At 58.9% G+C, this 21987-nt stretch carries 21 protein-coding genes and 1 tRNA gene; 12 read left to right on the forward strand and 10 right to left on the reverse strand.

The features are described 5' to 3' along the window. Positions 1–57: 57 nt before the first annotated feature. Positions 58–133 (reverse strand) — tRNA-Glu (locus tag FZE95_RS10755). Positions 134–474: 341 nt separating this feature from the next. On the opposite strand from FZE95_RS10755, the gene FZE95_RS10760 reads away from it, so the two are divergent. Further along, positions 475–1245, forward strand: coding sequence for a hypothetical protein (locus FZE95_RS10760; RefSeq protein WP_150300863.1), 771 nt, complete (start codon positions 475–477; stop codon positions 1243–1245). Between the two features lie 106 nt (positions 1246–1351). After that, positions 1352–2026, forward strand: coding sequence for a glutathione S-transferase family protein (locus tag FZE95_RS10765; protein WP_150300864.1), 675 nt, complete (start codon positions 1352–1354; stop codon positions 2024–2026). Positions 2027–2038: 12 nt separating this feature from the next. Here FZE95_RS10765 and FZE95_RS10770 read toward each other — a convergent pair whose 3' ends face one another. Continuing rightward, positions 2039–2920, reverse strand: coding sequence for an ATP-binding protein (locus FZE95_RS10770; RefSeq protein ID WP_150300865.1), 882 nt, complete (start codon positions 2918–2920; stop codon positions 2039–2041). A 128-nt stretch (positions 2921–3048) separates the two neighbouring features. Here FZE95_RS10770 and FZE95_RS10775 point away from each other — a divergent pair, with 128 nt between their 5' ends. Beyond that, a complete protein-coding gene (locus tag FZE95_RS10775) occupies positions 3049–5427 on the forward strand; it encodes a response regulator (RefSeq protein ID WP_190324550.1) in 2379 nt (792 codons plus the stop codon). Here the strand turns inward: FZE95_RS10775 and FZE95_RS10780 are convergent. Together FZE95_RS10780 and msrB are read right to left on the reverse strand one after the other, a co-directional pair. Continuing rightward, complete coding sequence (locus FZE95_RS10780; protein WP_150300866.1) at positions 5424–5915, reverse strand: glutathione peroxidase; 492 nt, start codon at positions 5913–5915, stop codon at positions 5424–5426. The genes FZE95_RS10775 and FZE95_RS10780 overlap by 4 nt on opposite strands. An 18-nt stretch (positions 5916–5933) precedes the next feature. Continuing rightward, entirely contained in the window at positions 5934–6332 is a 399-nt protein-coding gene (gene msrB, locus FZE95_RS10785) for a peptide-methionine (R)-S-oxide reductase MsrB (RefSeq protein ID WP_150300867.1), read from the reverse strand. 119 nt (positions 6333–6451) lie between these two features. On the opposite strand from msrB, the gene FZE95_RS10790 reads away from it, so the two are divergent. From FZE95_RS10790 to htpX, 3 genes are all read left to right on the forward strand, one after another. After that, entirely contained in the window at positions 6452–7663 is a 1212-nt protein-coding gene (locus FZE95_RS10790; protein ID WP_150300868.1) for a pyridoxal phosphate-dependent aminotransferase, read from the forward strand. A 21-nt stretch (positions 7664–7684) separates the two neighbouring features. Then, the gene (locus FZE95_RS10795) at positions 7685–8122 is read left to right on the forward strand and encodes a hypothetical protein (protein WP_150300869.1); all 438 of its coding nucleotides are present in this window, start codon (positions 7685–7687) and stop codon (positions 8120–8122) included. Between the two features lie 136 nt (positions 8123–8258). Continuing rightward, a complete protein-coding gene (htpX, locus tag FZE95_RS10800; protein WP_150300870.1) occupies positions 8259–9149 on the forward strand; it encodes a protease HtpX in 891 nt (296 codons plus the stop codon). Positions 9150–9560: 411 nt separating this feature from the next. On the opposite strand, the gene FZE95_RS10805 is transcribed toward htpX, so the two are convergent. Then, a complete protein-coding gene (locus FZE95_RS10805) occupies positions 9561–10694 on the reverse strand; it encodes an ATP-NAD kinase family protein (RefSeq protein WP_150300871.1) in 1134 nt (377 codons plus the stop codon). 122 nt (positions 10695–10816) lie between these two features. On the opposite strand from FZE95_RS10805, the gene FZE95_RS10810 reads away from it, so the two are divergent. After that, the gene (locus FZE95_RS10810) at positions 10817–11011 is read left to right on the forward strand and encodes a PA1571 family protein (RefSeq protein WP_223825031.1); all 195 of its coding nucleotides are present in this window, start codon (positions 10817–10819) and stop codon (positions 11009–11011) included. A gap of 5 nt (positions 11012–11016) precedes the next feature. On the opposite strand, the gene pdxB is transcribed toward FZE95_RS10810, so the two are convergent. After that, positions 11017–12162 (reverse strand): 4-phosphoerythronate dehydrogenase PdxB, encoded by a 1146-nt coding sequence (gene pdxB, locus FZE95_RS10815; RefSeq protein ID WP_150300872.1) that lies wholly within the window; start codon positions 12160–12162, stop codon positions 11017–11019. Positions 12163–12243: 81 nt separating this feature from the next. Then, the gene (locus FZE95_RS10820) at positions 12244–12780 is read right to left on the reverse strand and encodes an elongation factor P hydroxylase (RefSeq protein WP_150300873.1); all 537 of its coding nucleotides are present in this window, start codon (positions 12778–12780) and stop codon (positions 12244–12246) included. A gap of 63 nt (positions 12781–12843) precedes the next feature. On the opposite strand from FZE95_RS10820, the gene FZE95_RS10825 reads away from it, so the two are divergent. Beyond that, positions 12844–14253: an MATE family efflux transporter gene (locus tag FZE95_RS10825; protein WP_150300874.1), complete on the forward strand. Its 1410-nt coding sequence runs from the start codon at positions 12844–12846 to the stop codon at positions 14251–14253. Between the two features lie 71 nt (positions 14254–14324). Next, positions 14325–15401, forward strand: coding sequence for a DUF3080 family protein (locus FZE95_RS10830; RefSeq protein ID WP_150300875.1), 1077 nt, complete (start codon positions 14325–14327; stop codon positions 15399–15401). Positions 15402–15412: 11 nt separating this feature from the next. Here the strand turns inward: FZE95_RS10830 and tusA are convergent, their stop codons facing one another. Continuing rightward, a complete protein-coding gene (gene tusA / locus FZE95_RS10835) occupies positions 15413–15649 on the reverse strand; it encodes a sulfurtransferase TusA (protein WP_150300876.1) in 237 nt (78 codons plus the stop codon). Positions 15650–15837: 188 nt separating this feature from the next. On the opposite strand from tusA, the gene FZE95_RS10840 reads away from it, so the two are divergent. Then, the gene (locus tag FZE95_RS10840) at positions 15838–16122 is read left to right on the forward strand and encodes an antibiotic biosynthesis monooxygenase family protein (RefSeq protein ID WP_150300877.1); all 285 of its coding nucleotides are present in this window, start codon (positions 15838–15840) and stop codon (positions 16120–16122) included. A gap of 65 nt (positions 16123–16187) precedes the next feature. Here the strand turns inward: FZE95_RS10840 and rlmM are convergent, their stop codons facing one another. Further along, the gene (rlmM, locus tag FZE95_RS10845; RefSeq protein ID WP_150300878.1) at positions 16188–17276 is read right to left on the reverse strand and encodes a 23S rRNA (cytidine(2498)-2'-O)-methyltransferase RlmM; all 1089 of its coding nucleotides are present in this window, start codon (positions 17274–17276) and stop codon (positions 16188–16190) included. A 32-nt stretch (positions 17277–17308) separates the two neighbouring features. Further along, the gene (gene metE / locus FZE95_RS10850; protein ID WP_150300879.1) at positions 17309–19633 is read right to left on the reverse strand and encodes a 5-methyltetrahydropteroyltriglutamate--homocysteine S-methyltransferase; all 2325 of its coding nucleotides are present in this window, start codon (positions 19631–19633) and stop codon (positions 17309–17311) included. 110 nt (positions 19634–19743) lie between these two features. On the opposite strand from metE, the gene FZE95_RS10855 reads away from it, so the two are divergent. Further along, positions 19744–20667, forward strand: coding sequence for a LysR family transcriptional regulator (locus FZE95_RS10855; protein WP_150300880.1), 924 nt, complete (start codon positions 19744–19746; stop codon positions 20665–20667). Positions 20668–21039: 372 nt separating this feature from the next. Next, positions 21040–21855: an alpha/beta hydrolase family protein gene (locus tag FZE95_RS10860; protein WP_150301039.1), complete on the forward strand. Its 816-nt coding sequence runs from the start codon at positions 21040–21042 to the stop codon at positions 21853–21855. Positions 21856–21987 lie beyond the last annotated feature (132 nt).

Here is a 21987-nt window from a genome sequence, read left to right on the forward strand (position 1 = left end):
ACCTTGGCAAGGTCGTGCTCTACCAACTGAGCTATTCCCGCAAAACTGACGCCGAAGTGGCGTCCCCTAGGGGACTCGAACCCCTGTTACCGCCGTGAAAGGGCGGTGTCCTAGGCCACTAGACGAAGGGGACGTATCCGGACTTCACAGTGCCGAGGTAATTAACCCTGGCTACTTGCTGCTCCCGTGTTTCAATGTTCGCTGCAAGTGGCGCGCATTTTAGGCAGGGTCCGGAGAACCGTCAACCCCCCAACCTGATATTTTTTCAGGTTTTTTTCGTGCGCCGCGGAATCTCAGGGATTGCGGGCAGGCGGGCCTGGTTCAACGCTACCCTTCCCTCCCTGAACTGACGAGTCTAGTTATGCCTGTGATGATTTGCGAACTGCGACACAGAAATTCCTGCTTGCAACGTTTCCTGTTTAGTTCGATGCTTGGGCTTCTACCACGTACATCACCAAGGAAGAGAGATCGATCGTGTCCCCTTTAGTCATTGGAGCCCTGGTAGCTGGCGGCGTGCTGATCCTTATCAGCATCGGTTTCATCAGCCACAGCCTTGAACGCGCACGGCTAGAGCGCGCCCGGCAGACTGCCGAGCTGAACGCTCGCATCAGATACTGTTCTACCCTCAGCGGTGAATTGCCCGGCCAGTTCATGACAGTCGAGCTGAAGTCCCTGCTGCTGACCATTGAAGAATATCTGTTAACGCAACTCCTCAAGCTGGACCGGAAGAACGCCAAGGCTGACAACCAGCTGGCCATGGTCCGCCAGCAGCTGACCACCGGAGACCTGAGTATCGGCAACACGCCGATAGCCATCACCAGCGAAACACAGGCCCGCGACGTTCGCCTTCTGCTGGAAAACCTGCACAAGCTGCTTTCCCAGGCTCACAAGGATGGCCTGCTCGACAGCGCCACCCTGCAGCAATGGGTAGCCAGGATCCGCCAGCATATCGTTGCGATCAACCTGGAAATGTTCCAGTCGCTAGCCAACGAAGCTCTGCAACAAGGCAAGCCACGCGTAGCCAAATTGCAGTATGAGCGCGCAGTAGCGTTTCTTCAGAAGCAGAACGATCCAGCCTTTGCCGAGCTGCTTGCGCAGATGAGACAGAAGCTCAGAGAGGCCGAGCAGGCTGCCATCCGCACCGAGCAGACTACCGATCCGGCAAACAGTGAACTGCTCGCCGGATTGGACGCGCTTGAAGAAGACGATGAAGCCTGGAAAAAACGATCCGTGTACGATGATTAACGCCGTTAAGTACCGCGTGCGCGTGTTGCTGATGATCAGGATGTAGCTACGCACGCCATGTGAGACTTCGGTGGCCTTTTCCATAACAAGATAACGGAGCCCCCGCATGGCACTGACCCTTTATGGCGCGATTCTGTCTCCCTTCGTTCGCAAGGTCCGCATCCTGCTTGCCGAGGTCGGGCAGGAATACGAACTGGTCACGGTCAATCCCTTCGGACAGCCTGACTGGTATTACAAGATCAACCCGCTTGGCCGCGTCCCGGCCATACAGGATGGCAATCTTACCCTGGCCGACTCTGCTGTTATCGCCCAGTACCTGCATGAAAGCCGCGGCAGCTCGCTATACGGCACGAATCCGGAGCAGGCTGCCAGGATCCGCTGGCTGGAAAAATACGCCGATTATGAAGTGGCGCCCTTTGCCACCTTTACGGTGTTCTACAACCGGGTTGTCCGGCCACTCAAGGGCGAGACGACCGATGAACAACTGGTGAGCACAGCGTTCAACGAGACGCTGCCGCCGCTGTTTGATTATCTGGAGGCGCAACTGGGCGATAACGAATATCTGGTCGGTGAGCGCTTCAGCATGGCCGATATCGCGGTGGCATGTCAGCTGATCAATTTCGGACACGGCGGCGAAACGCTGGACCCGCAACGCTGGCCCGGCCTGGCTGGGTTACTCGAACGGGTCAGCACACGCCCCAGCATTGCCGATCGCCTGACCGAGGAGCGCGGCCTGCTGGCCAAGATAGCGGCGCGCTCGGCCCAGAAACAGCCCAGCTGAGATGGATCGAACCTAGAGCAAAGCCCGCCCTACCCACGAGCGGGCAAACTGGTAGGCGCAACGCCCGTTGCGATTCCCCCGCGCCAACGCCCAGCGTATTGCCTCCTTTTTCAGCTCCTCAGTCCAGTGCCAGGTCAGGTCATGCTCGCTCGCCAGCGCCGCGAGCCAGTGCTGAACCACTTCAAGATAATGCTCCTGGGAGAACGGATAGAACGACACCCACAACCCAAAGCGGTCCGATAGCGCGATTTTCTCCTCGATCGCTTCACCGGGGTGCAGCTCGCCATCAACCATCGCAGCCCCTTGATTATCGCTCCGCTGCTCGGGCAGCAGGTGCCGCCGGTTGGACGTGGCGTAGAGCAGCAGGTTGTCCGGTGTAGTTTCCAGGGTTCCATCGAGTACAGTCTTCAAAGTCTTGTATGCACTGTCATCCGCCTCGAACGCCAGATCGTCGCAGAACAACAGAAACTGCCAGGGCAGCGATCTTACCTGTTCAATCAGCGCAGGCAGATGCACCAGGTCATTCTTGTCGATCTCGATCAGACGCAGACTGCGACCTGCATATTCATTCAGCAGCGCCCTGATCAACGACGACTTCCCGGTACCACGCGCGCCCCACAACAAGGCGTTATTGGCAGGCAGCCCCCCCACAAACTGCTCGGTGTTGGCCCGCAACAGCTCTTTCTGGCTCTCAACGCCGACCAGATCGGCAAGCCCGGTATGCTTCCCGACGGTCAAGGGCCGTAGCCAGCCTCGATCCCCCTGACCCATCCAGCGGGCGGCCAGCGTCACCTTCCAGTCAATGGCTTCCAGAGCTGGCGGGAGTGTCTTTTCGAAGCGATCCATGAAACTCGCCGCACGTTTCATGAACTCTCCGGGAGTCAATTCGTTCATACCTGTATTCCTGTTCAAGAGAAATGACTTAGCATGCCACGTCTAACGCGAACGACCGATACCATCCCATCACCAGGCAGCGGGGAACCAAGCTAATCTGATGGCGAAAGCACACCGCAGGATGACCCGTGAACCATATTCGCTTTACTGATCGGCTTTCATTCAAACAGGCGCGACAGGGCGTTCTGGCGGCTTTTATTCTGGGCACCCTGCTAGGGCTGATCCAGGTAGCGCTGGATTACCGGGCCGAAGAGGAAGCTATCGACCATGAAATCGCCGCGCAGATAAACGTCAGCCTCGGGCCTGCATCACGGATCGCCTACAACGTTGATACCGAACTCGCCCGCGAGCTGACCATTGGCTTGCTGCAGTCCCCGCCAATCGTACGGGCCGAAATAATCGATGATACCGGCGTCGCCCTCGCCAGTGTGAATCGCCCGATGATCGAGAGCCGTTACCGCGCAGTCAGCGACGCACTGTTCGAGCCGTCACGCAATTATTCACAACCGCTATACATTGAACATGCGCCTAACGAGCTGCTCGGCCACCTGGTAATTGAAGTGGACACCTTTCACCAGGGTGCAAAATTTCTCCGCCGCGCAGGCCTGACACTGGTCTCGAACTTTATTCTGTGCCTGGTGCTATCGCTGATACTGGTGGTGCTGTTCTACGGCATGCTGACCAAACCGCTGGTGCGGCTGATTACCGACCTGCTCGGCATGACCGGCGAGCATGAACGTAGTCGGCTGCCCTGCCCTGCTGGCCATGAACGGGACGAAATTGGCGCACTGGTCGAGGTCATCAACCAGCAGTTGCAGAGCATCGACGTCAACCTTCGCCAGAAGCTGCGTGCCGAAGACCGGCTCCGCCAGTATCTCGAAGAACTTGAAACCATTGTCGAGGCACGCACTACCGAACTGCAGAACGCCAACCGTCAGCTGCGTTTGTCCAACCAGGAGCTGGAGCGCTCCCGCCAGGAGGCATTGGAAACCGCTAGCTCCAGGGCCGCGTTCCTGGCTGCCATGAGCCATGAAATACGCACGCCTATCAATGGCCTGCTGGGCATGATCGGTCTCGCCCTGGACAGCCCCCTGAACGACGAACAACGCCAGCAGCTATCCATTGCCTATGACTCCGGCAAGATCCTCGTTGAGCTACTCAATGACATCCTCGATCTATCCAAATTCGAAGCCGGAAAACTGCAACTGGAAGAGATCCCCTTCGATCTCGGTGCCCTGCTGGAAGACACAACCAGCCTGCTCTCCCAAAACGCTTACAAGCGCGATATCGAGCTCAGCTGCCGCATCGACCCAGCGCTGCCCGGGATAATGCTGGGCGATCCCACCCGTATTCGTCAGATCATCAGCAACTTGCTCTCCAACGCGTTGAAATTTACCGAGCAGGGTCAGGTCTCCGTTTACCTGGCCCTCCACCCTAACCGGGGCGGGCAACAATGGGTGGACATCAGCGTGCGCGATACGGGCATCGGCATCCAGACGGAAGCACTGGAATCGGTGTTCGCCCCCTTTACCCAGGCCGACGCACAGATTTCCAGACGCTTTGGCGGGACCGGGCTCGGCCTGGCTCTGTGCAAAAGTCTGGCAGACGCCATGCAAGGCACTCTGAAAGTCGAGTCGGAGCAAGGCCAGGGCAGCACCTTTACTGTGAGCCTACCGCTCAAAACGCACAGCACCGAACCCACCTTCGCTCTGCCTGCCCCGCGCAGCGTGTTGATATGGAATCGTCTGGGACGCCTGCAAGGCAGTTTTCTGCTCGAACAACTGGAGCACTGGGGGATGCGCTGCGCGGTAATCAATTACAGCGCCCAGGTTGAGCCACCGATGAACAACCCTCCCTTCGATCTCTGGCTGCTGGACAGTCCCCACGTCGCGCATCAGCTCGCCGGCCAGCGCATGGAGATACCGCGCTTGCTGGTATGCCCCTATACAGGCTGGCTGAGTTCAAGCGACGCGCGCGCCGCAGGCGTACGCCAGCATGTAGCGAGTCCGCCCGGGCGTGCCCGCCTCGCACGTGCAATCGATGATCTGTTCGCCCAGCCCCAGCTCAACGGCGAAGGAGCCGCACTGGCGCAGGCGCAAACCGGTCACACGGTGCTGCTGGTGGAGGATAACCTGGTCAATCAGATGGTCGCCAAAGGCATGCTGGGCCGCCTGGGCTACGACGTAGCCGTTGCAGAGCACGGCGAAGCCGCGCTCCAACAGCTGCATGAACATGAGTTCGATCTGGTGCTGATGGATTGCAACATGCCGGTCATGGATGGTTACCAAACCACCCGGCGCATCCGTGAGCAAGCTCAATGGGCGTCCTTGCCGGTCATCGCGCTGACAGCCAACGCATTGGAAGAAGACCGTGAGCGTTGTGCCGCGGCCGGCATGAACGATTATCTGGTCAAACCCTTTAAACGGGAGGACTTGCAGACCATGATGGACAAGTGGCTCGGAAACAACGACAGCCGCGCCAGTCTGGACAAAACGACTAGCACCTAGGCGAGCAGCGACTCGATATCCCGCGCTAGCTGCTCGGGCTTGGTAGTTGGAGCATAGCGCTTGATTACCCGCCCCTCGCTATTCACCAGGAACTTGGTGAAGTTCCATTTGATGCGCTTGCTACCAAGCAGACCGGGCGCCTGGGATGTCAGATGTGTAAACAACGGATGCGCTCCCCTGCCATTCACCTCGACTTTGCTGAATAACGGGAAAGTGACACCGAAGCGCATCTCACAAAACGATGATATGGCCTGTTCGTCCCCCGGCTCCTGCGAACCAAACTGGTTGCAAGGAAAACCGGCTACGCGCAACCCCTTGTCGGCGTAGGTCTTCCAGAGCGACTCCAGCCCCTTGTACTGAGGTGTGAAGCCGCATTTGCTGGCTGTATTGACCACCAGATAGGCTTTGCCGCCCAGCTCCGCCAGGCTGGTCTGCCGGCCGTCGATGGTTGTGCAGGGAATGTGCAACACGTTGTTCTTGTTATGCATTGACGTTCTTCCGTTGAGTTATTCGTTACGCGGGTGCAGCTTCAATGCCACCGAATTAATACAGTAACGCAAACCCGTCGGCGGCGGACCATCCGGAAATACATGGCCGAGATGCGCATCACAGCGCGCGCAAAGCACCTCGGTGCGCATCATTCCGTGACTGGTGTCCTGCTGCTCGGCAACCGCTTGTCCATTGATTGGTTCGTAATAGCTCGGCCAACCGCACCCGGCGTCAAACTGGGTGGCGGTATCAAATAATGGCGCATCGCAGCAGATGCAGTGGTAAACGCCCGGCGTCGTATTGCTGTTGTAGATGCCGGTATAGGGCCGCTCGGTGCCCTTGAGACGACACACCTGGAACTGCGACTCGTCCAGCTGTTCACGCCAGTCCTCTTCGGACTTGATGATCTTATCCATATTTCCTCCTAACACTTGCGTTTATCAGACTTTCCCGATTATGGCTGCACGACGTATCATGCTGTCTCATTTTTATGGCTTCGCGCTACGTCAGCCTTCAGGAACCCAAGGGAAACATCATGCAGGTTAGCAAGTCCAACAAATTGGCCAACGTCTGTTATGACATTCGCGGGCCCGTCCTGCACCACGCCAAACGGCTGGAAGAGGAAGGTCATCGGATCCTCAAGCTGAATATTGGCAACCCTGCGCCCTTTGGTTTCGAGGCCCCGGAGGAAATTCTCCAGGACATCATTCATAACCTGTCCACAGCCCAGGGCTACAGCGATTCCAAGGGTCTGTTTTCCGCGCGCAAGGCGGTCATGCATTACACGCAGACCAAGAACATTCCCGGCGTAACGATCGAGGACATCTATCTCGGCAACGGCGTATCCGAGCTTATCGTCATGGCCATGCAGGGCCTGCTGAACAACGGCGATGAAGTGCTGATCCCGGCGCCAGACTATCCATTATGGACCGCCGCCGTCAGTCTGTCCGGCGGCAAGCCGGTGCATTATCTGTGCGACGAGGAATCTGACTGGTATCCCGACATCGAGGATATTCGCAGCAAGATCACGCCCAACACCCGCGCACTGGTCATTATCAACCCGAACAACCCCACCGGGGCTGTCTATTCTCGCGATATGCTCGAGCAACTGGCGCAAGTTGCCAGGGAGCACCACCTCGTCCTGCTCGCCGACGAGATCTACGACAAGATCCTCTACGACGGCGTCGAGCATGAATCCATTGCAGCGGTTGCGCCGGATGTGTTCTGCCTGACCTTCAACGGCTTATCCAAGTCTTACCGGGTGGCCGGCTTCCGTTCAGGCTGGATGATCATCAGCGGCCCCAAAGCCAAGGCTCATAGCTATATCGAAGGCCTGGATATTCTGTCCTCGATGCGCCTGTGCGCCAACGTACCGGCGCAGCATGCCATACAAACCGCTCTGGGCGGCTATCAGAGCATCAATGATCTGGTGCTGCCTGGTGGCCGGTTGCTTGAACAGCGCGATACCGCCTGGGAATTGCTCAACGACATTCCCGGCGTCAGCTGCACCAAGCCCAAGGGGGCGCTCTACCTGTTCCCCAAACTGGACCCCAAGGTCTATCCGATCCATAACGATGAAAAGATGGTGCTGGACCTTCTGCTCAAGGAGAAAATCCTCATTGTCCAGGGCACGGCGTTCAACTGGCCGTGGCCGGATCACTTCCGCATCGTGTCGCTACCGCGCAAGGATGATCTGGAAGTCGCGATTGGCCGGATTGCCAATTTTCTCAAGGACTACCGCCAGTAGATACTGCCGGGCGAGGCGACCATGGCCGACCTGCACATCGACGATTTCTACCGGGACGTAGCGGGCATTTTGCTGAGCCTGTACAACAGCTTCCCGTCGCCGAGCATCCTTTTCGTTGAAGACCTCATCGGGCCCCATGAGCCCGATGCCTTTGGCGTTCCGGCGCCCCGTCACCTCGCCTGCTTCAACGCGATGTTGTGGATGGCTGACGAAGGCTTTCTGCGTTATAGCGACAGCATTCGCCAGGAAGGCCTCGATCAATGCAGCCTCACCGAGCGCGCCTTCCTGATGCTCTCGACACCTGCGGCCGACTGGCTGGATGAAGCACTGCCTGCAAGCATCGCCCGGCAACGTGCCACACCCGCCCAGCGGCTTCGTGACGCCCTTGCCAGCCAAAGCTCTACCGAGCTTGCAGAGATCGTTCAGCGCTGCTTTGCACGGGCTTCGGTACGCCGCTGAGCGATACACGATTTGAAATAGACTGCCGATTGAAAGCCGGACGGATTCGCCCAATATACCCACCAGCAAAACCGGGTTCGGATTGCGTATGAAGCAGGATGGAACCCTTATCGAATATCAAAGGAGTTATGAATAGATGATGCGCATTGTGCTGTTTCTGGCGACTAACCTGGCAATTATCCTGGTAGCCAGCGTTACGCTCAGCCTGCTGGGAGTTGGCAGTGTTCATGATGGTCAGGGCGGCATGAATTTGCAGTCGCTGCTCATCTTCTGCGCGGTCTTCGGTTTTGCGGGCTCGTTCATATCCTTGTTCATGTCCAAGTGGATGGCCAAGCGAGGCACCCGCACCCGGGTGATCGACACCCCGCAAACCCGTCAGGAACAGTGGTTGGTCGATACCGTCGCCGAACTGGCGCAGAAAGCCGGCATTGGCATGCCCGAGGTGGGTATCTTTCCGTCGCGCGCACCTAACGCCTTCGCAACCGGCTGGAACAAGAACAACTCCCTGGTGGCGGTTTCCGAGGGCATGCTGCAGCGCTTCAGCCCCAACGAAATCAAGGCCGTCATGGCCCATGAGATCGGCCACGTAGCCAACGGCGACATGGTCACGCTGACGCTGATCCAGGGCGTAGTGAATACCTTTGTGATGTTCTTTGCGCGGATCATCGGTAACTTCGTCGACCGCGCCGTATTCAAGAACGAGAGCAGCGGACCGGGCATCGGTTACTTTATCGCGACGATTTTCGCGGAACTGATTCTGGGCATTCTCGCCAGCATCATCGTCATGTGGTTCTCGCGCCAACGCGAATTCCGCGCCGACGCAGCCAGCGCGCAACTGGTCGGGAGCGGCATGATGATCGCAGCGCTTGAGCGCCTGCGTGCTGAACAAGGCATACCGGTAGAAATGCCCGGGGAGATGACCGCCTTCGGCATCAACGGCAACCTGAAGAATGGTCTGGCAGGTCTGTTGATGACCCACCCGCCGCTTGAGCAGCGTATTGCAGCGTTGCGTGCAGGTAATTACTAAAACCCCCCATCGGGTCGGCGAGCTTTGGGCTCGTCGGCGGTTTTGTTGTAGACGCCGAGCTGGCGTAGCGCAGGCGCACTACACCCCCAGGAGTGCGCCCGGCACGGCCTGCGTTTGCCTGGGGTTGGCGTGCGCCTGCGCGCCGACAGGGTTTGCTTTGATCGCACTGGCATTGGCGTAGCGCAGGCGCGCTACACCCCCAGGAGTGCGCCCGGCACGGCCTGCGTTTGCCTGGGGTTGGCGTGCGGCTCGGGCCGCGTTCGGTCGCGCCGACGAGGTTTGCCTGNGCTCGGGCCGCGTTCGGTCGCGCCGACGAGGTTTGCCTGGGGTTGGCGTGCGCCCGCGCGCCGACAGGGTTAGTGTAGACGCCGATCTGGCCTAGCGCGGACGCGCTACACCCCCAAGGCAAACCTACTCCGCCTCAGCCTTCCAGCTGACCGGATAGAGCATTTCCTCGCGATATCCGCTTAGCACCCGACGCAACCCCGTCAGCCGCTGATCAAGGTCCGCATCGCCGGTGTCGACCAGAAACGGCCGGCCCTGCAGTGTTTTGAGCTTGGTTTTGGTAGCCACCACCAGCAGATTCTCGGGACCTACAGCTTCCAGTACGCGCGGTGAAATCTGTTGGTTGCCACGCCCGAGAATATGCCCCTGCCCGCCGATAGCCGTCACCAGAATCCGCCATTCACCTTGATGGACCAACTCCCACAGCTGCGCCTCGGTGGCATCCGCCAAAATCAGCTCGCCGTTGCGCACCACATCGACACCCAGCAAGGTGCCTTGCAGTCCCATGGCTTCAAGCAGACCCAGGTTGGTCGAGCCAGGCCCGAAGATCCAACCCTCCACTTCATCCTGCATCTCCTGTAACCAGGCGGCTACATCGTCCAGTACCAATGTTTCCTGTTCACGACCGCCCTGTTTGACCTGCTGGACGAAACGCCCCTCCTCCGGGACCGACAGCTCGCCATAATGCCGCGTGCGCACCAACCCCTGACGGAAGGCGTCTTCGTCGATGTCACGTACCTCTGCTTCACCCAGTCGAACCAGCTCACCCTGCAGCAGCAGCGCAACCAGCTCACCGGCAGCGCGAGGATTGACCGCATACACGCCCGAGTGGATCTTCACCCCCGCCGGGATGCCCAATACCAGCTGCCCCGGTCTGATGCTATTGCATACATCACGCGCTGTGCCGTCACCACCGGCAAATAGCAGCAGATCAATATCACGCTCCTGGAGCAACCTGACCATGCGTTCGGTGTCGGCTGCGGTGGTTCCTGCACCGGAGAGTTCGCCGACCACCTCATAGTCGAAGCCCATGCTGGCCAGCAGATCTTCGCCCATCGCGCCCGGCGCGCAAAAAAACTGCATACGCTCCCGCCAGGCTTCGATGCGCTCCAGCGCCTGGCGTACGCGCTCGTGCGCGCGGGGCTCGATTCCCATGGCCAACGCCTGATGCGCGACACCATCGGACCCCTTCAAAGCCGCCTGACCGCCCAATCCTGCATACGGATTGATAACCAGGCCCAGTTTAAAAGCCTCTTTCATTGGAATTTTCCTGGCCGTTTCGCTGTCACAAAGTTGCCACCTTTATGCCATACCCTGCCTTCGAGGGTCAGTTGCTAAGAAGTGTCGACCCATCATGCCGGATCGAGAGGAGCACCAACGACATGAGTTTACACATGCTGGACACCAGGAACGCTTGCCCGGACGAGAACAACCTGAACACCGAGCCCGCCGGATACGTCATCGATGAACAGGGGCGCGAGATCGCCATAACCGAACAGATGATCCAGCAGGCCTGCGCGGAACTGGATCAGCATTGGCGGCCTGTCAGCCCATCGATGAGCGAAAGCAGGGTCTGAAAACGCTAGGGCTTGAATCCCGCCGCAGCCAGCCTGGTGGTCACCGCGCGCTCCATCGGGGCGTCGGTGTTGACGCGATAGAACGAATTTTCCCGTCGCAACGGATAGTGTTTACGCAACAGGTCAAAACCGCTGCGTATATCGCTGTCTGACTCCGCCTTGCCCAGCATGGCTCTGAACCGCGCATCATCGTCACGCACGTCATATACCAGGCGCAAGGCCCGGGCTAGCAGCCATTCCCTGGGCGTCGCCGCACTGACACTGAGCTCTCCACTGCCCTGGGATGGCGCGATATCCTCCAGGCGAATAGCAATCTTCTCACCGAAAAAGCGGCATAGCGCCTGGTAAATCTGCTCGGTGCCACGCAGCTTGCCGTCCAGGCTGTAGCCTGCAATGTGCGGCGTCGCCAGGGCGCAGAGAGAGGCGAGTTCAGGGTCGACGCGCGGCTCATGTTCCCAGACATCGAGCGCTACCTGAAGGTCATCTCGACGTTCAAGCAGCGACTTCAATGCCTGATTGTCGATGACCGGACCGCGGCTGCTGTTGATCAACCAGGCGCCTGGACGCAATCTGGCCAGGCAGTCAGCATCGAACAAATAGCGGGTTGGATACCGACCCGAATCAGTAAGCGGTACATGGCAGCTGATCACATCAGCCCGCTCGATCAGGGTATCCAGATCGACATAACCGGACTCCTGCTCTGACTGCGGCGGATCACAGAGCCGGCACTCCACACCAAGCTGGCGCAGCGTCCGGGCCAGACGGCCACCCACCTGCCCGGCCCCGATTATCCCGACCACCTGCTGTTGCCAATCGATACCGGTACGCTCGGAGAATGCCAGCAAGCAACTCAGCACGTATTCCACCACCCCCCGGGCATTACACCCCGGTGCGCTGGCGACGCAAATTCCGGCCTTTGCCAGCCCGTGCAAATCGAGGTGATCGGTACCGATGGTGCAGGTGCCGACGAAGCGTACCGAGCTTCCGGCCAGCATGGCTGCGGACACCTGCGTCACAGAGCGCACCAGCAGGACGTCTGCATGCCGCACCGAAGACGCATCGATTTCACGTCCAGGCAGGCGCGTGACACGTCCGAAACCGGACATGAATTCATCAAGCAGAGGGATATTTTCGTCAGCAACAATATGCATGGGGAGTTCCGGTTTGCGCGGGTTGCTCATTGTCGGTCGCCGCTCGCTCGCCTGTCCAGAGCCCTTGCCGCAGGGTCGCCGTTATATGCGATCGAGTCTAAAGGCATTCGCGGTGAGCTGGACACCCGGCCGGTAACAATCCAGCAGAGCCTGGATAAAGCGCTGCGGCCGTTCGGACACACCCTCTGCCAGACAGGCATGAACCTGAGCCACCACCTTTCGTTTGAAAGGCAAAGGGTCGGTCGGCTCGCCGCTGAGGTTATCCAGGCTGACACGGAACGGATGGCCTGCGGCTTCGCAAAACAGCCACTCCAATGCCTGCGGTTTGACTTCAACCTGCTCGAATGCCTGCTGCTGCTGGACCGTTCGACCATCCGGTGCGTACCAATATCCGAAGTCGGGCAGCAAACGCCGCTGTGGTCCCGCGACGCACCAGTGCGAGATCTCGTGCAGCGCACTGCGGAAGTAGTCGCGGGTGAACAGAATGCGGTGATGCGGGCTGGTTTCGTCTGCTGGCAGGTATTCCGGCTCTTCGGCACCAGGCACAAGCACAGTATTGAAATCATTGAGAAAACAGCGCTCGAACAGCTGAACCAGTTCCTTACAATCGAAATTCATTAGCAGGTGGACAATATCGGGCAAATTGATAGGATGGGGCGCTTTTCCTCAGACCATGCCTTCATGACAATCGCTGAACATACCGGCCGGTGGCATCGCAGTGTAACAGAACTGCGCAGCCTGACCTGGCTGGCACTACCTATTATCGCGGCGCAAATGTCGCACACCCTGCTCGGCTTCGTCGATACCGCGATGGCTGGTCGAGTCAGCGCGCTTGATCTGGCGGCGGTGGCGCTCGGCAACGCATTCTGGGTGCCCACTTTCCTGTTCCTCACCGGCGTGTTGATGATCGTCACCTCGAAGGTGGCTGCAAGCAGCGGTCCGGCCCAGATTGGCGAAACCGGTGCTCTCGTGCGCCAGGGCGCATGGCTGGGCGTCGCTGTGGGCGTGGCCTGTGCGGCCTTTCTGTGGTCGGTCGAGCCTGTCCTGCATGTAATGGATGTTCAGGACGACCTGATCCCCTTGACCATGGGCTATCTCAAGGCCGTAGCGCTCGGCTTTCCCGCGGTAGCCATTTACCAGGGTTTGCGCGGGTTGAGCGACGGCCTGTCACGCACCAAGCCGACTATGCTGATCGGTTTCGCCGCCCTGGTGCTCAACGTGCCGCTTAATTACATCCTGGTGTACGGCAAACTTGGCATGCCCGCTTTGGGCGCGATCGGCTGCGGTATCGCCACGGCAGTGGTTATGTGGTTCATGCTCGGTTGTATGCTGATCTACCTGAAACGCTCCCCGGTCTACCGCGCGAGCAAGCTATTCGAACGCTTCGACTGGCCGCGCTGGCCAGCTCAACGACACCTGTTGGGCCTGGGCTTGCCGATCGGCATCGCCTTGTTCGCCGAGACCAGCATGTTCTGCGTAATCGCCTTGCTGATCGCAGGTCTGGGCGCTGAAGTGGTCGCGAGCCATCAGGTCGCACTCAACTTCTCTTCCATTACCTTCATGGTGCCCTTCAGTCTGGGTCTGGCAATTACCGTTCGGGTCGGGCATAACCTTGGATTGAATGGCGCTCGCGCCGGCTTGTTTGCGGCCAAGGCCGGGATCCTCGCGTCGCTGGTATATGCCGCCATTGCCGCAAGCCTGATGCTGGCCCTGGCAGACCAGATTCCATTGCTCTACACGCGCAACCCGGAGGTCATCGCCCTCGCCTCCACACTGTTTTTCTACGCAGCGCTTTATCAGTTCTCCGACGCGGTCCAGGTCGCCTGCGCGGGTGCCCTACGCGGGTATCAGGACACTCGATTGCCCATGTTGCTGACCATGATTGCCTATTGGGCTATCGGTTTGCCGAGCGGCTACATTCTTGGCCTGACCGATATCTGGGGCCCTGCGCAGGGTCCCGCCGGATTCTGGCAGGGCCTGATTCTGGGATTGACCGCTGCGGCCGTGTTCCTGTCGATCCGCCTGGCAATCGTCGGGGCACGGCGTAAACGCTACCAGCCTCACGGCGTCGGCCTGGCCGGTCGCGAATAACCCTCCACGTCTGCATCGCCTGCACTGCCATACTGACTACATCTGTTACCGGGCATTTGTGGAGATCTTCGATGCTGCGTGTTGTGGTCGTCCTGCTTGTTTGCGCGCTTGCGACTGGCTGTCAGCGCGCGCCTGAAGCAAGCAGACAGATGGACAACTATCTCGACCGGGTCGGCCGCGTTCTTGGTCAGGACTGGCAGGCCTGGGATCAAGATACATTGAGCCAGTACCGGCTGCCGGCGCGCCGAAGCCGTATGCAACCGGTGCCTCAGCTGCGCCTGGGCATGCTCGATCTGGTGGTTGAGTCGAACCAGTGCCCCGCCCTGCAGCAGACCGTCGCACAGCGTAACAGCAGCCTCGGCAAGGTGATGCCCGGCAGCCATCTCCTGGCCTACGAGGGCGAGCTGTTGCGCAATCTTGACGCCTGCCTGGACATCATCAAAGACGACGCCGAACGCGGTGCGCTGCACCAACAGCTCAGCGAGATCGCCGACATCAAACGGGCCAGTCTGCCCACCGCATTCTGGAATGCGCTGAACGCGAGCCCTGAGTTCGAGCACTATATGCGCTTCAATAATGAACCGCTGCCTGTCAGTCAGGAGCCGCTAACTGATCATGCCGCGATAGATGCGTTGCTCGATCTGGCTGCCATAGGCCAGGCCCTGCCCGCTCGACTGCCGCCAGCGCAGTCAACGCTCGAACCCCTGTTCGAAGCGCTACAGCGTAGCGACCACAGCGGCCAATTGATTCATAGCCTGTCTCGCCTGAGCCATACCCTGGACCAGGCGACCGCCATGTTACGCGCCAGGCAACCTGCCTTCCTGTGTCCTATGGGTCAACCAACGCAACGTTCGCGCACGCTACTGACTGTCTTTACAGCGTTCTACGCCGGTGACATCCAGCCGCAGATGGCCCAGGCGCAGCGACTCGGCCAGGCCTGGCGGGAAGCCATTTTGCTGTTAAGCCAGACGGCGGAAATTCCCAGCGCGACCGCACAGTATCTGCAGCGTCTTGCTGGTGAGGACAATTCACTCTGGGAGCGTTATCAACGCAGTATCCAGGCGCATAGCGAAGCCTGGCAGGATGTGCTGGGCGCCTGCCAGCAACGTCCGGGACAATCCGGCTGGGACGCCGGGCGACGAGAATAGCGCCGTCTCTCTCAACTCTTGCGTATCAGGTACCGGTAGGTACCCTCCTGCACATCCTGCTCAACCAGCTGGTGACCGAGAAAATCACAGAAGCGCGGAATATCGCGCTGGGTAGAAGGGTCGGTGGCAAGCACTTCAAGCAGCTCGCCAGCGCTGATATCGCGCACTGCGTTGTGCAGCATCATCACCGGTTCAGGGCATAGTAGCCCGCGGGTGTCGAGGTGATTCATATCGGCTGGCTCGGTCATAACACTCTCAGCTTTCCTTCGTTGCACACAGGTTTGTTCAGACCAGAATTTGGGCGCTTCAATGCGAATCAAAAAATGCTTCGCGGATTACAGCGGAAAAGATTATCGGAAAAAAGCCTGTCTCTTGCCAGCAGCGCCGGCAGAGACAACACTATGGGTGACGGGACTGAAATCACTAAGGAAACTCCATGATTAAAGTGTTGATTGAGCGTGTAATTGCCGAAGGCCTGGAAGACCATTACGAAGCCGCGGCACGCAGAATCATCCAGCAAGCCATTCAATCGCCAGGGTTCATTTCCGGTGAATCATTCCGGGACCTGGAACGACCCAACCATCGCATCGTGATGGTCACCTGGCAGAATCGTCATTCCTGGGAGCGCTGGGAAAACTCCGATGGGCGCAGAAACAGCCTCAACGAGTTCAGACCCATGCTGCTGGAAGACGAACGAATCACCCTGCTCGAGCCGCTTTAATCGTCAGCACGCTAATCGTCAGGCCACTTGCCGGCTCGCAGCAGCCGGCGAATGAGCCGTTCGACTCACTGTTGAACTGACTGCACCCTGTAGCTGCCCGCATGCAACACCCGCACATGGCAGGTCACTTCTTCACGGTCGGAGTACAGCTGCTTGCAGGAGATCGTCGCGCGTATGCCCGCCTCGTCCAGCGCGGACTGAACATGATCCATGCACTGCAGCACCTCGTAGTAACGGCGCTTCATCGGTAGCTTGAAGTTCATGATTGCTTCGCGGCACCAGCCCCGCGATACCCAGCGCGCCAGCAACGAGCTGCTGCGCGCTGGTTTGTCGACGATATCGCATACCATCCATTGCACCGGCACCTTCGGCTTGTACATATAGCCGTCGGCCTCGACGTGTTCGACCTGACCGCTATCCATCAGTTTGCGATCCATGGGTCCATTATCCACCGCCACCACCTTCATGTGCCGGTTGACCATCTGCCAGGTCCAGCCGCCGGGTGCAGCGCCCAGATCAACTGCGAGCATGCCGGGCGCCAGACGACTGTCCCATTCTTCCCGGGGGATGAAATGGTGCCAGGCCTCTTCAAGCTTGAGCGTCGACCGGCTGGGTGCCTCGCGCGGCACCTTCAGGCGTGGAATACCCATTGGCCAGGGCGCGGCGTTATCCGCCCAGGACCAGCCGACAAAAATCCGCTCGCCGCTCTCGAAACATACATGCAGTCGTGGCGCATCGGTTTTCGTCGGGCGGATAAAGCGGGTCTTCAGCAAAGCTGTTTCCAGCGGCTTGCCAAGCTTCTTGGTCAGCGCGGCCATTGCCTTGCCGTCGTTGGTATCGGCCGTTTCCAGCCACAGGCTGGAAGCCAGCGGCCCCTTGGAACAGGCGGTGATGATGGGAGCGATGCGGTCCTCAACCGACACATCGAGCCAATCGCCAAGTGCCCACTGTCGAACGAAAATCAGATGACGAAAGCTCAGCTTGCGCATCAAGGTGGCGGCATCGCCTTCACCCGGACACACAAAGCGCACCAGCGCCGTGCCTTCCTTCGTGACGGCATAGCCTGCAATACCCTTTGCGGCTGACAACTCCTGCATCTCGGCAGCGGCTTCGCCCTCGAATCCCGGCCGACAGTGCAACAACAATTCCTGCATGGAAAACCCCAGATAAGTAATCGGTCGCTACTTTACAGGGTACTACGACGCGGAAGAAGGAAATTAGGATCCGCTACCGCTTCCTGTTGCCGCAGTTGACGGGCGGCATCGACCATCGCTTTCAGTGCAGCCCGGGTTTCGGTCCAACCCCGAGTTTTCAAGCCGCAATCGGGATTAACCCATAAGCGTTCCAGGGGGATGACGCGCGCCGCCTTGCGCAACAACCGCAGCATCTCATTGCACTGCGGGATCCGTGGTGAGTGAATGTCATACACCCCCGGCCCTATCGCGTTCGGATAGGCAAAATCGGCAAAGGCGTCCAGCAGCTCCATGTCCGAACGGGATGTTTCGATGGTGATCACATCCGCATCCATGTCCGCGATAGCGCCCAGAACATCGTTGAATTCGCTATAGCACATATGCGTATGGATCTGCGTGGTATCGGCTACACCACTGGCGCTGATGCGAAACACCTCCGACGCCCAGCGCAGGTAGTCGCCCTGCTCGGCCGCACGCAACGGTAATCCTTCCCGATAGGCAGGTTCGTCAATCTGGATGATGTTGATACCGGCGCGCTCGAGATCAACCACTTCGTCACGAAGGGCCAGCGCGAGCTGCCGCGCACTGACTTCACGGGGCACGTCTTCGCGCTGGAACGACCACATCAGCATGGTTACCGGGCCCGTGAGCATGCCTTTAACCGGGCGCTCCGTCAGGCTTTGCGCATAGCGCGCCCATTCGACCGTCATTGCACGCGCTCGGCTGATGTCACCATAGATGATCGGCGGCTTCACGCAGCGCGATCCATAGCTCTGGACCCAGCCGAATCGGCTGAAAACGTAGCCTTCGAGCTGCTCACCGAAGTACTCGACCATATCGTTGCGCTCGGCTTCACCGTGCACCAGCACATCCAGATCCAGCGCCTCCTGCTCGGCAATCACCTGGGCAATTTCCGACTGCATGGCGGCTACATACTCCGCTTCAGAGAGATCACCCACCTTGAACGCCCGGCGCGCGGACCGGATCTCGGCTGTTTGCGGAAACGACCCGATAGTTGTGGTGGGTAACAGAGGTAGATGCAATGCCTGCTGCTGAACCGCCGCGCGGACTGAATAGGCCGAGTGCCGCTGGCTGTGCTGCGGCTGGGTGCCTCGAAGTCGTGCCGCGACCGCTGAATTATGAATGCGGCCTGAGGCGCAACGTGCTTGCTGAATCTGATCGGACAGCTGAATAGCCGCCACCACTTTGGGCTCGGAGGGGTTATTCAATGCCTGGGCAATCAATGCTGTTTCGCTGACTTTCTGCACAGAAAAGGCCAACCATTCGCGCAACTCTTTGTCGAAATGGTTCTCGCGCTCAAGATCAACCGGAGCATGCAAAAGCGAACAGCTGGGCGCCACCCACAGTCGCTCGCCCCATTTTTCCTCTGCACTGCGTAACGCCACCAGCGCAGCAGACAGATCGCAACGCCAGATATTACGGCCATTGACCACGCCCAGCGACAGCACCTTGTAGCTGGGCAGACGATCCACTACCGCCAACAATTGTTGGGGAGCGCGCACCAGGTCTACATGCAGACCATCAACCGGCAGAGCGCAGGCCAGGCCGAGATTGTCATCCAGCGCGCCAAAATAGGTGGTCAGCAGTTTGCGCAGCGGTGCCCGTTGCAGCAGGTTATAGGCGCTCTCGTATGCCGCTTTCCACTCCGCTGGCAAGTCGAGTACCAATGCCGGCTCATCAATCTGCACCCACTCGACGCCCCGCTCCGCCAATCGCTCGAAGATCTGGCAATACACCGGTAGCAGGCGTTCGAGCAATTCCAGGCGATCAAACTCGACGCCCTTGGTCTTGCCCAGCCACAGATAACTGAGTGGGCCCAGCACCACCGGTTTCACTTTGTACCCAAGCGCCAGCGCCTCGTCGACCTCATCGAACAACTGGTGCCATTGCAGGCTGAACTGCTGATCCTCGACAAACTCCGGGACCAGATAGTGATAATTGGTATCGAACCACTTGGTCATTTCGCAGGCAAAGGTGTCGCTGCCCGCAGTGCTAACGCCACGCGCCATGCGAAACAAGGTGTCCAGATCCGCTTGCTCTGTGGCACCGAACCGGGACGGAACGGCACCCACCATCAGGCTATGCGTGAGAACCTGGTCATACCAGGCGAAATCGCCTACCGGCAGCAAGCCCAGCCCTGCGTCTGCCTGTATTTGCCAGTGCGCCGCACGCAATTCGCGGCCCGTCTGCAGCAGGCTCGCCTTATCCAGCGTGCCGTTCCAGTAGGCTTCCAATGCCTTCTTCAATTCGCGGTCGCGTCCTATCCGGGGAAACCCCAGGTTATGGGCCAATGCCATGGCAATCTCCAAGTCTTTTAAGCGAGACGCATAGGATCGGCCGCAACGGATGCTGAATCAAACTCATCGTGCTAACGTTAAACTTCTAAATTATTCATGATGAGCCAAGCATGCTTGAGATCCGCCACCTGAAGACCCTTGCCACCCTGCGCGAAGCCGAAAGCCTGGTTGAAGCATCTGAACGATTGCATCTCACGCAATCGGCTTTATCTCATCAACTGAAAAATCTTGAGGAAGAGTTGGGCCTGCAGCTGTTTGTGCGCAAGACGCGCCCGGTGCGCTTTACCAGTGCCGGATTACGATTGCTGCGCCTGGCGGACAACCTGTTGCCGCAATTGCGCCAGGCCGAGCGCGACCTTCAGCGTCTCGCGGGCGGACAGGCCGGACGCCTGCATATGGCTATCGAATGCCACAGTTGCTTCCAATGGCTGATGCCGACTATCGACCAGTTCCGCAATGCCTGGCCCGAAGTGGAGGTCGACTTTGCTTCCGGGTTCTTCTTCGCCCCGCTGCCGGCGCTGGCCCGTGGAGAACTCGATCTTGTGGTGACCTCCGATCCCCAGGATATTCCCGGTATCACCTATGTCCCGCTGTTTACCTATGAGGCACAGCTGGCGATCAGCAACCAGCACCCGCTGGTCAACCGCGCGTTCGTGGAGCCGGTGGACCTGGCTGGTGAAACCTTGATCTGCTATCCGGTGGATCGTGAGCGACTGGATATCTTCAAGCACTTTCTTGAGCCTGCCGGCATCGAGCCCGCCGCCGTGCGCAATGCCGAGATGACGGTGATGATGATGCAGCTGGTGGCGTCCGGCCGCGGGGTGTGTTGCCTGCCCAACTGGGCCATGGCGGAATATCTGCAACGTGGCTATGTCAGTGCGCGACCGCTCGGTTCTGAAGGGCTATTTGGCACCTTGTATGCAGCCGTGCGTGACGACATGCTCGACAGCTCATATATGCAGGATTTCCTTCTCACAGCCAAGGACATCTCCTTCGCCACCCTCGACGGGGTGACTGCCAAGGCGCTCGCCTGACCTGTTTTGAAATTCGACTGGCAGCTAAACGCAGACGTTAGAAGCTGTGCAGGGCTATGGAGGGCCGGGCTCCATTCCGGCCATGGTGCTTGGCGGCTACACCGATGTTCGGGATGGGCTCAACCGTCCATTAGCGGTGGGCATGGTGTTTCTCTGACGGCGCTCACATTTTTCCGCCGCCACTCCCCCAATCAGGCGAGATCCAGCATTGCGCTGATCAATATACATTGATCCGATCCAGAGCCTGACTTGGGTCTCGACCATAGCGCTCGGTAAGCAGTAACAATAAGAATCGACAGGGTTCCAACGATGAACGCTTCCTTGCACAAATTTACCGCTGTTGCTTTTGGTCTGTTGTTGTCTTCTGGCGCCATGGCCTACAACCCGACGCCTCCAACCAATCCTGATCCCGATCCGAATCCGGGTGAAGGCTCTGGCTTTCCATCCGTATCGGATTTCAGCCGCTCTGGCTCGTTCTCAACCACCAATGGTAACGAAGGCCCGAACTGCACCATCTACCGTCCGCGCACCCTCGGTGATAACGGTCTAAAGCACCCCATCATTCTCTGGGGTAACGGCACCGGGTCCTCGCCAAGCACCTATAGCGCCTTGTTGACTCACTGGGCCAGCCACGGTTTTGTCGTCGCAGCCGCGCGTACCTCCAATGCAGGCTCAGGCGAAGAGATGATTGATTGTCTTGATTATCTGGTCGAGCAGAACGGCCGCAGCAGCGGCACCTATGGCGGCAAACTCAATGTAAACCGCGTCGGTACTGCCGGCCACTCCCAGGGTGGTGGCGGCACCATCATGGCCGGGCAGGACAATCGCGTCACAGCGACCGCGCCGTTTCAGCCATACACCATCGGCCTCGGTCACCGTTCATCCTCACAAAGCAACCAGAGCGGGCCAATGTTCCTGATGACTGGCGGTGCGGACACCATTGCCGCTCCCTCACGTAATGCTCAACCAGTCTTCAATCGCGCCAACGTTCCTGTTTTCTGGGGCGAGCTGAATTCGGCCAGTCATTTTGAGCCAGTGGGCAACGCAGGCGGATTTCGCGGTCCCTCTACTGCCTGGTTGCGTTACCACCTGATGGCAGACCAGAACGCACGCAGCACTTTCTACGGCAACAACTGCACACTGTGCTCTGACCGCAGCTGGACCGTTCGCCGTAAAGACATTAACTGATACCCGCGTTTCACTTTGTTCCTCTCTTTACGGCTGCTTTGGCAGCCGTTTTTTTAGCCCAAAATCCAGCTCTCGCGGCCTGACTGCAAGCATCTCTTGTGCGCCGTTTCGCAAAATTCACCCGAAGGTGTC

The sequence above is a fragment of the Pseudomonas profundi genome, from assembly GCF_008638305.1.
Taxonomy (GTDB): domain Bacteria; phylum Pseudomonadota; class Gammaproteobacteria; order Pseudomonadales; family Pseudomonadaceae; genus Halopseudomonas; species Halopseudomonas profundi.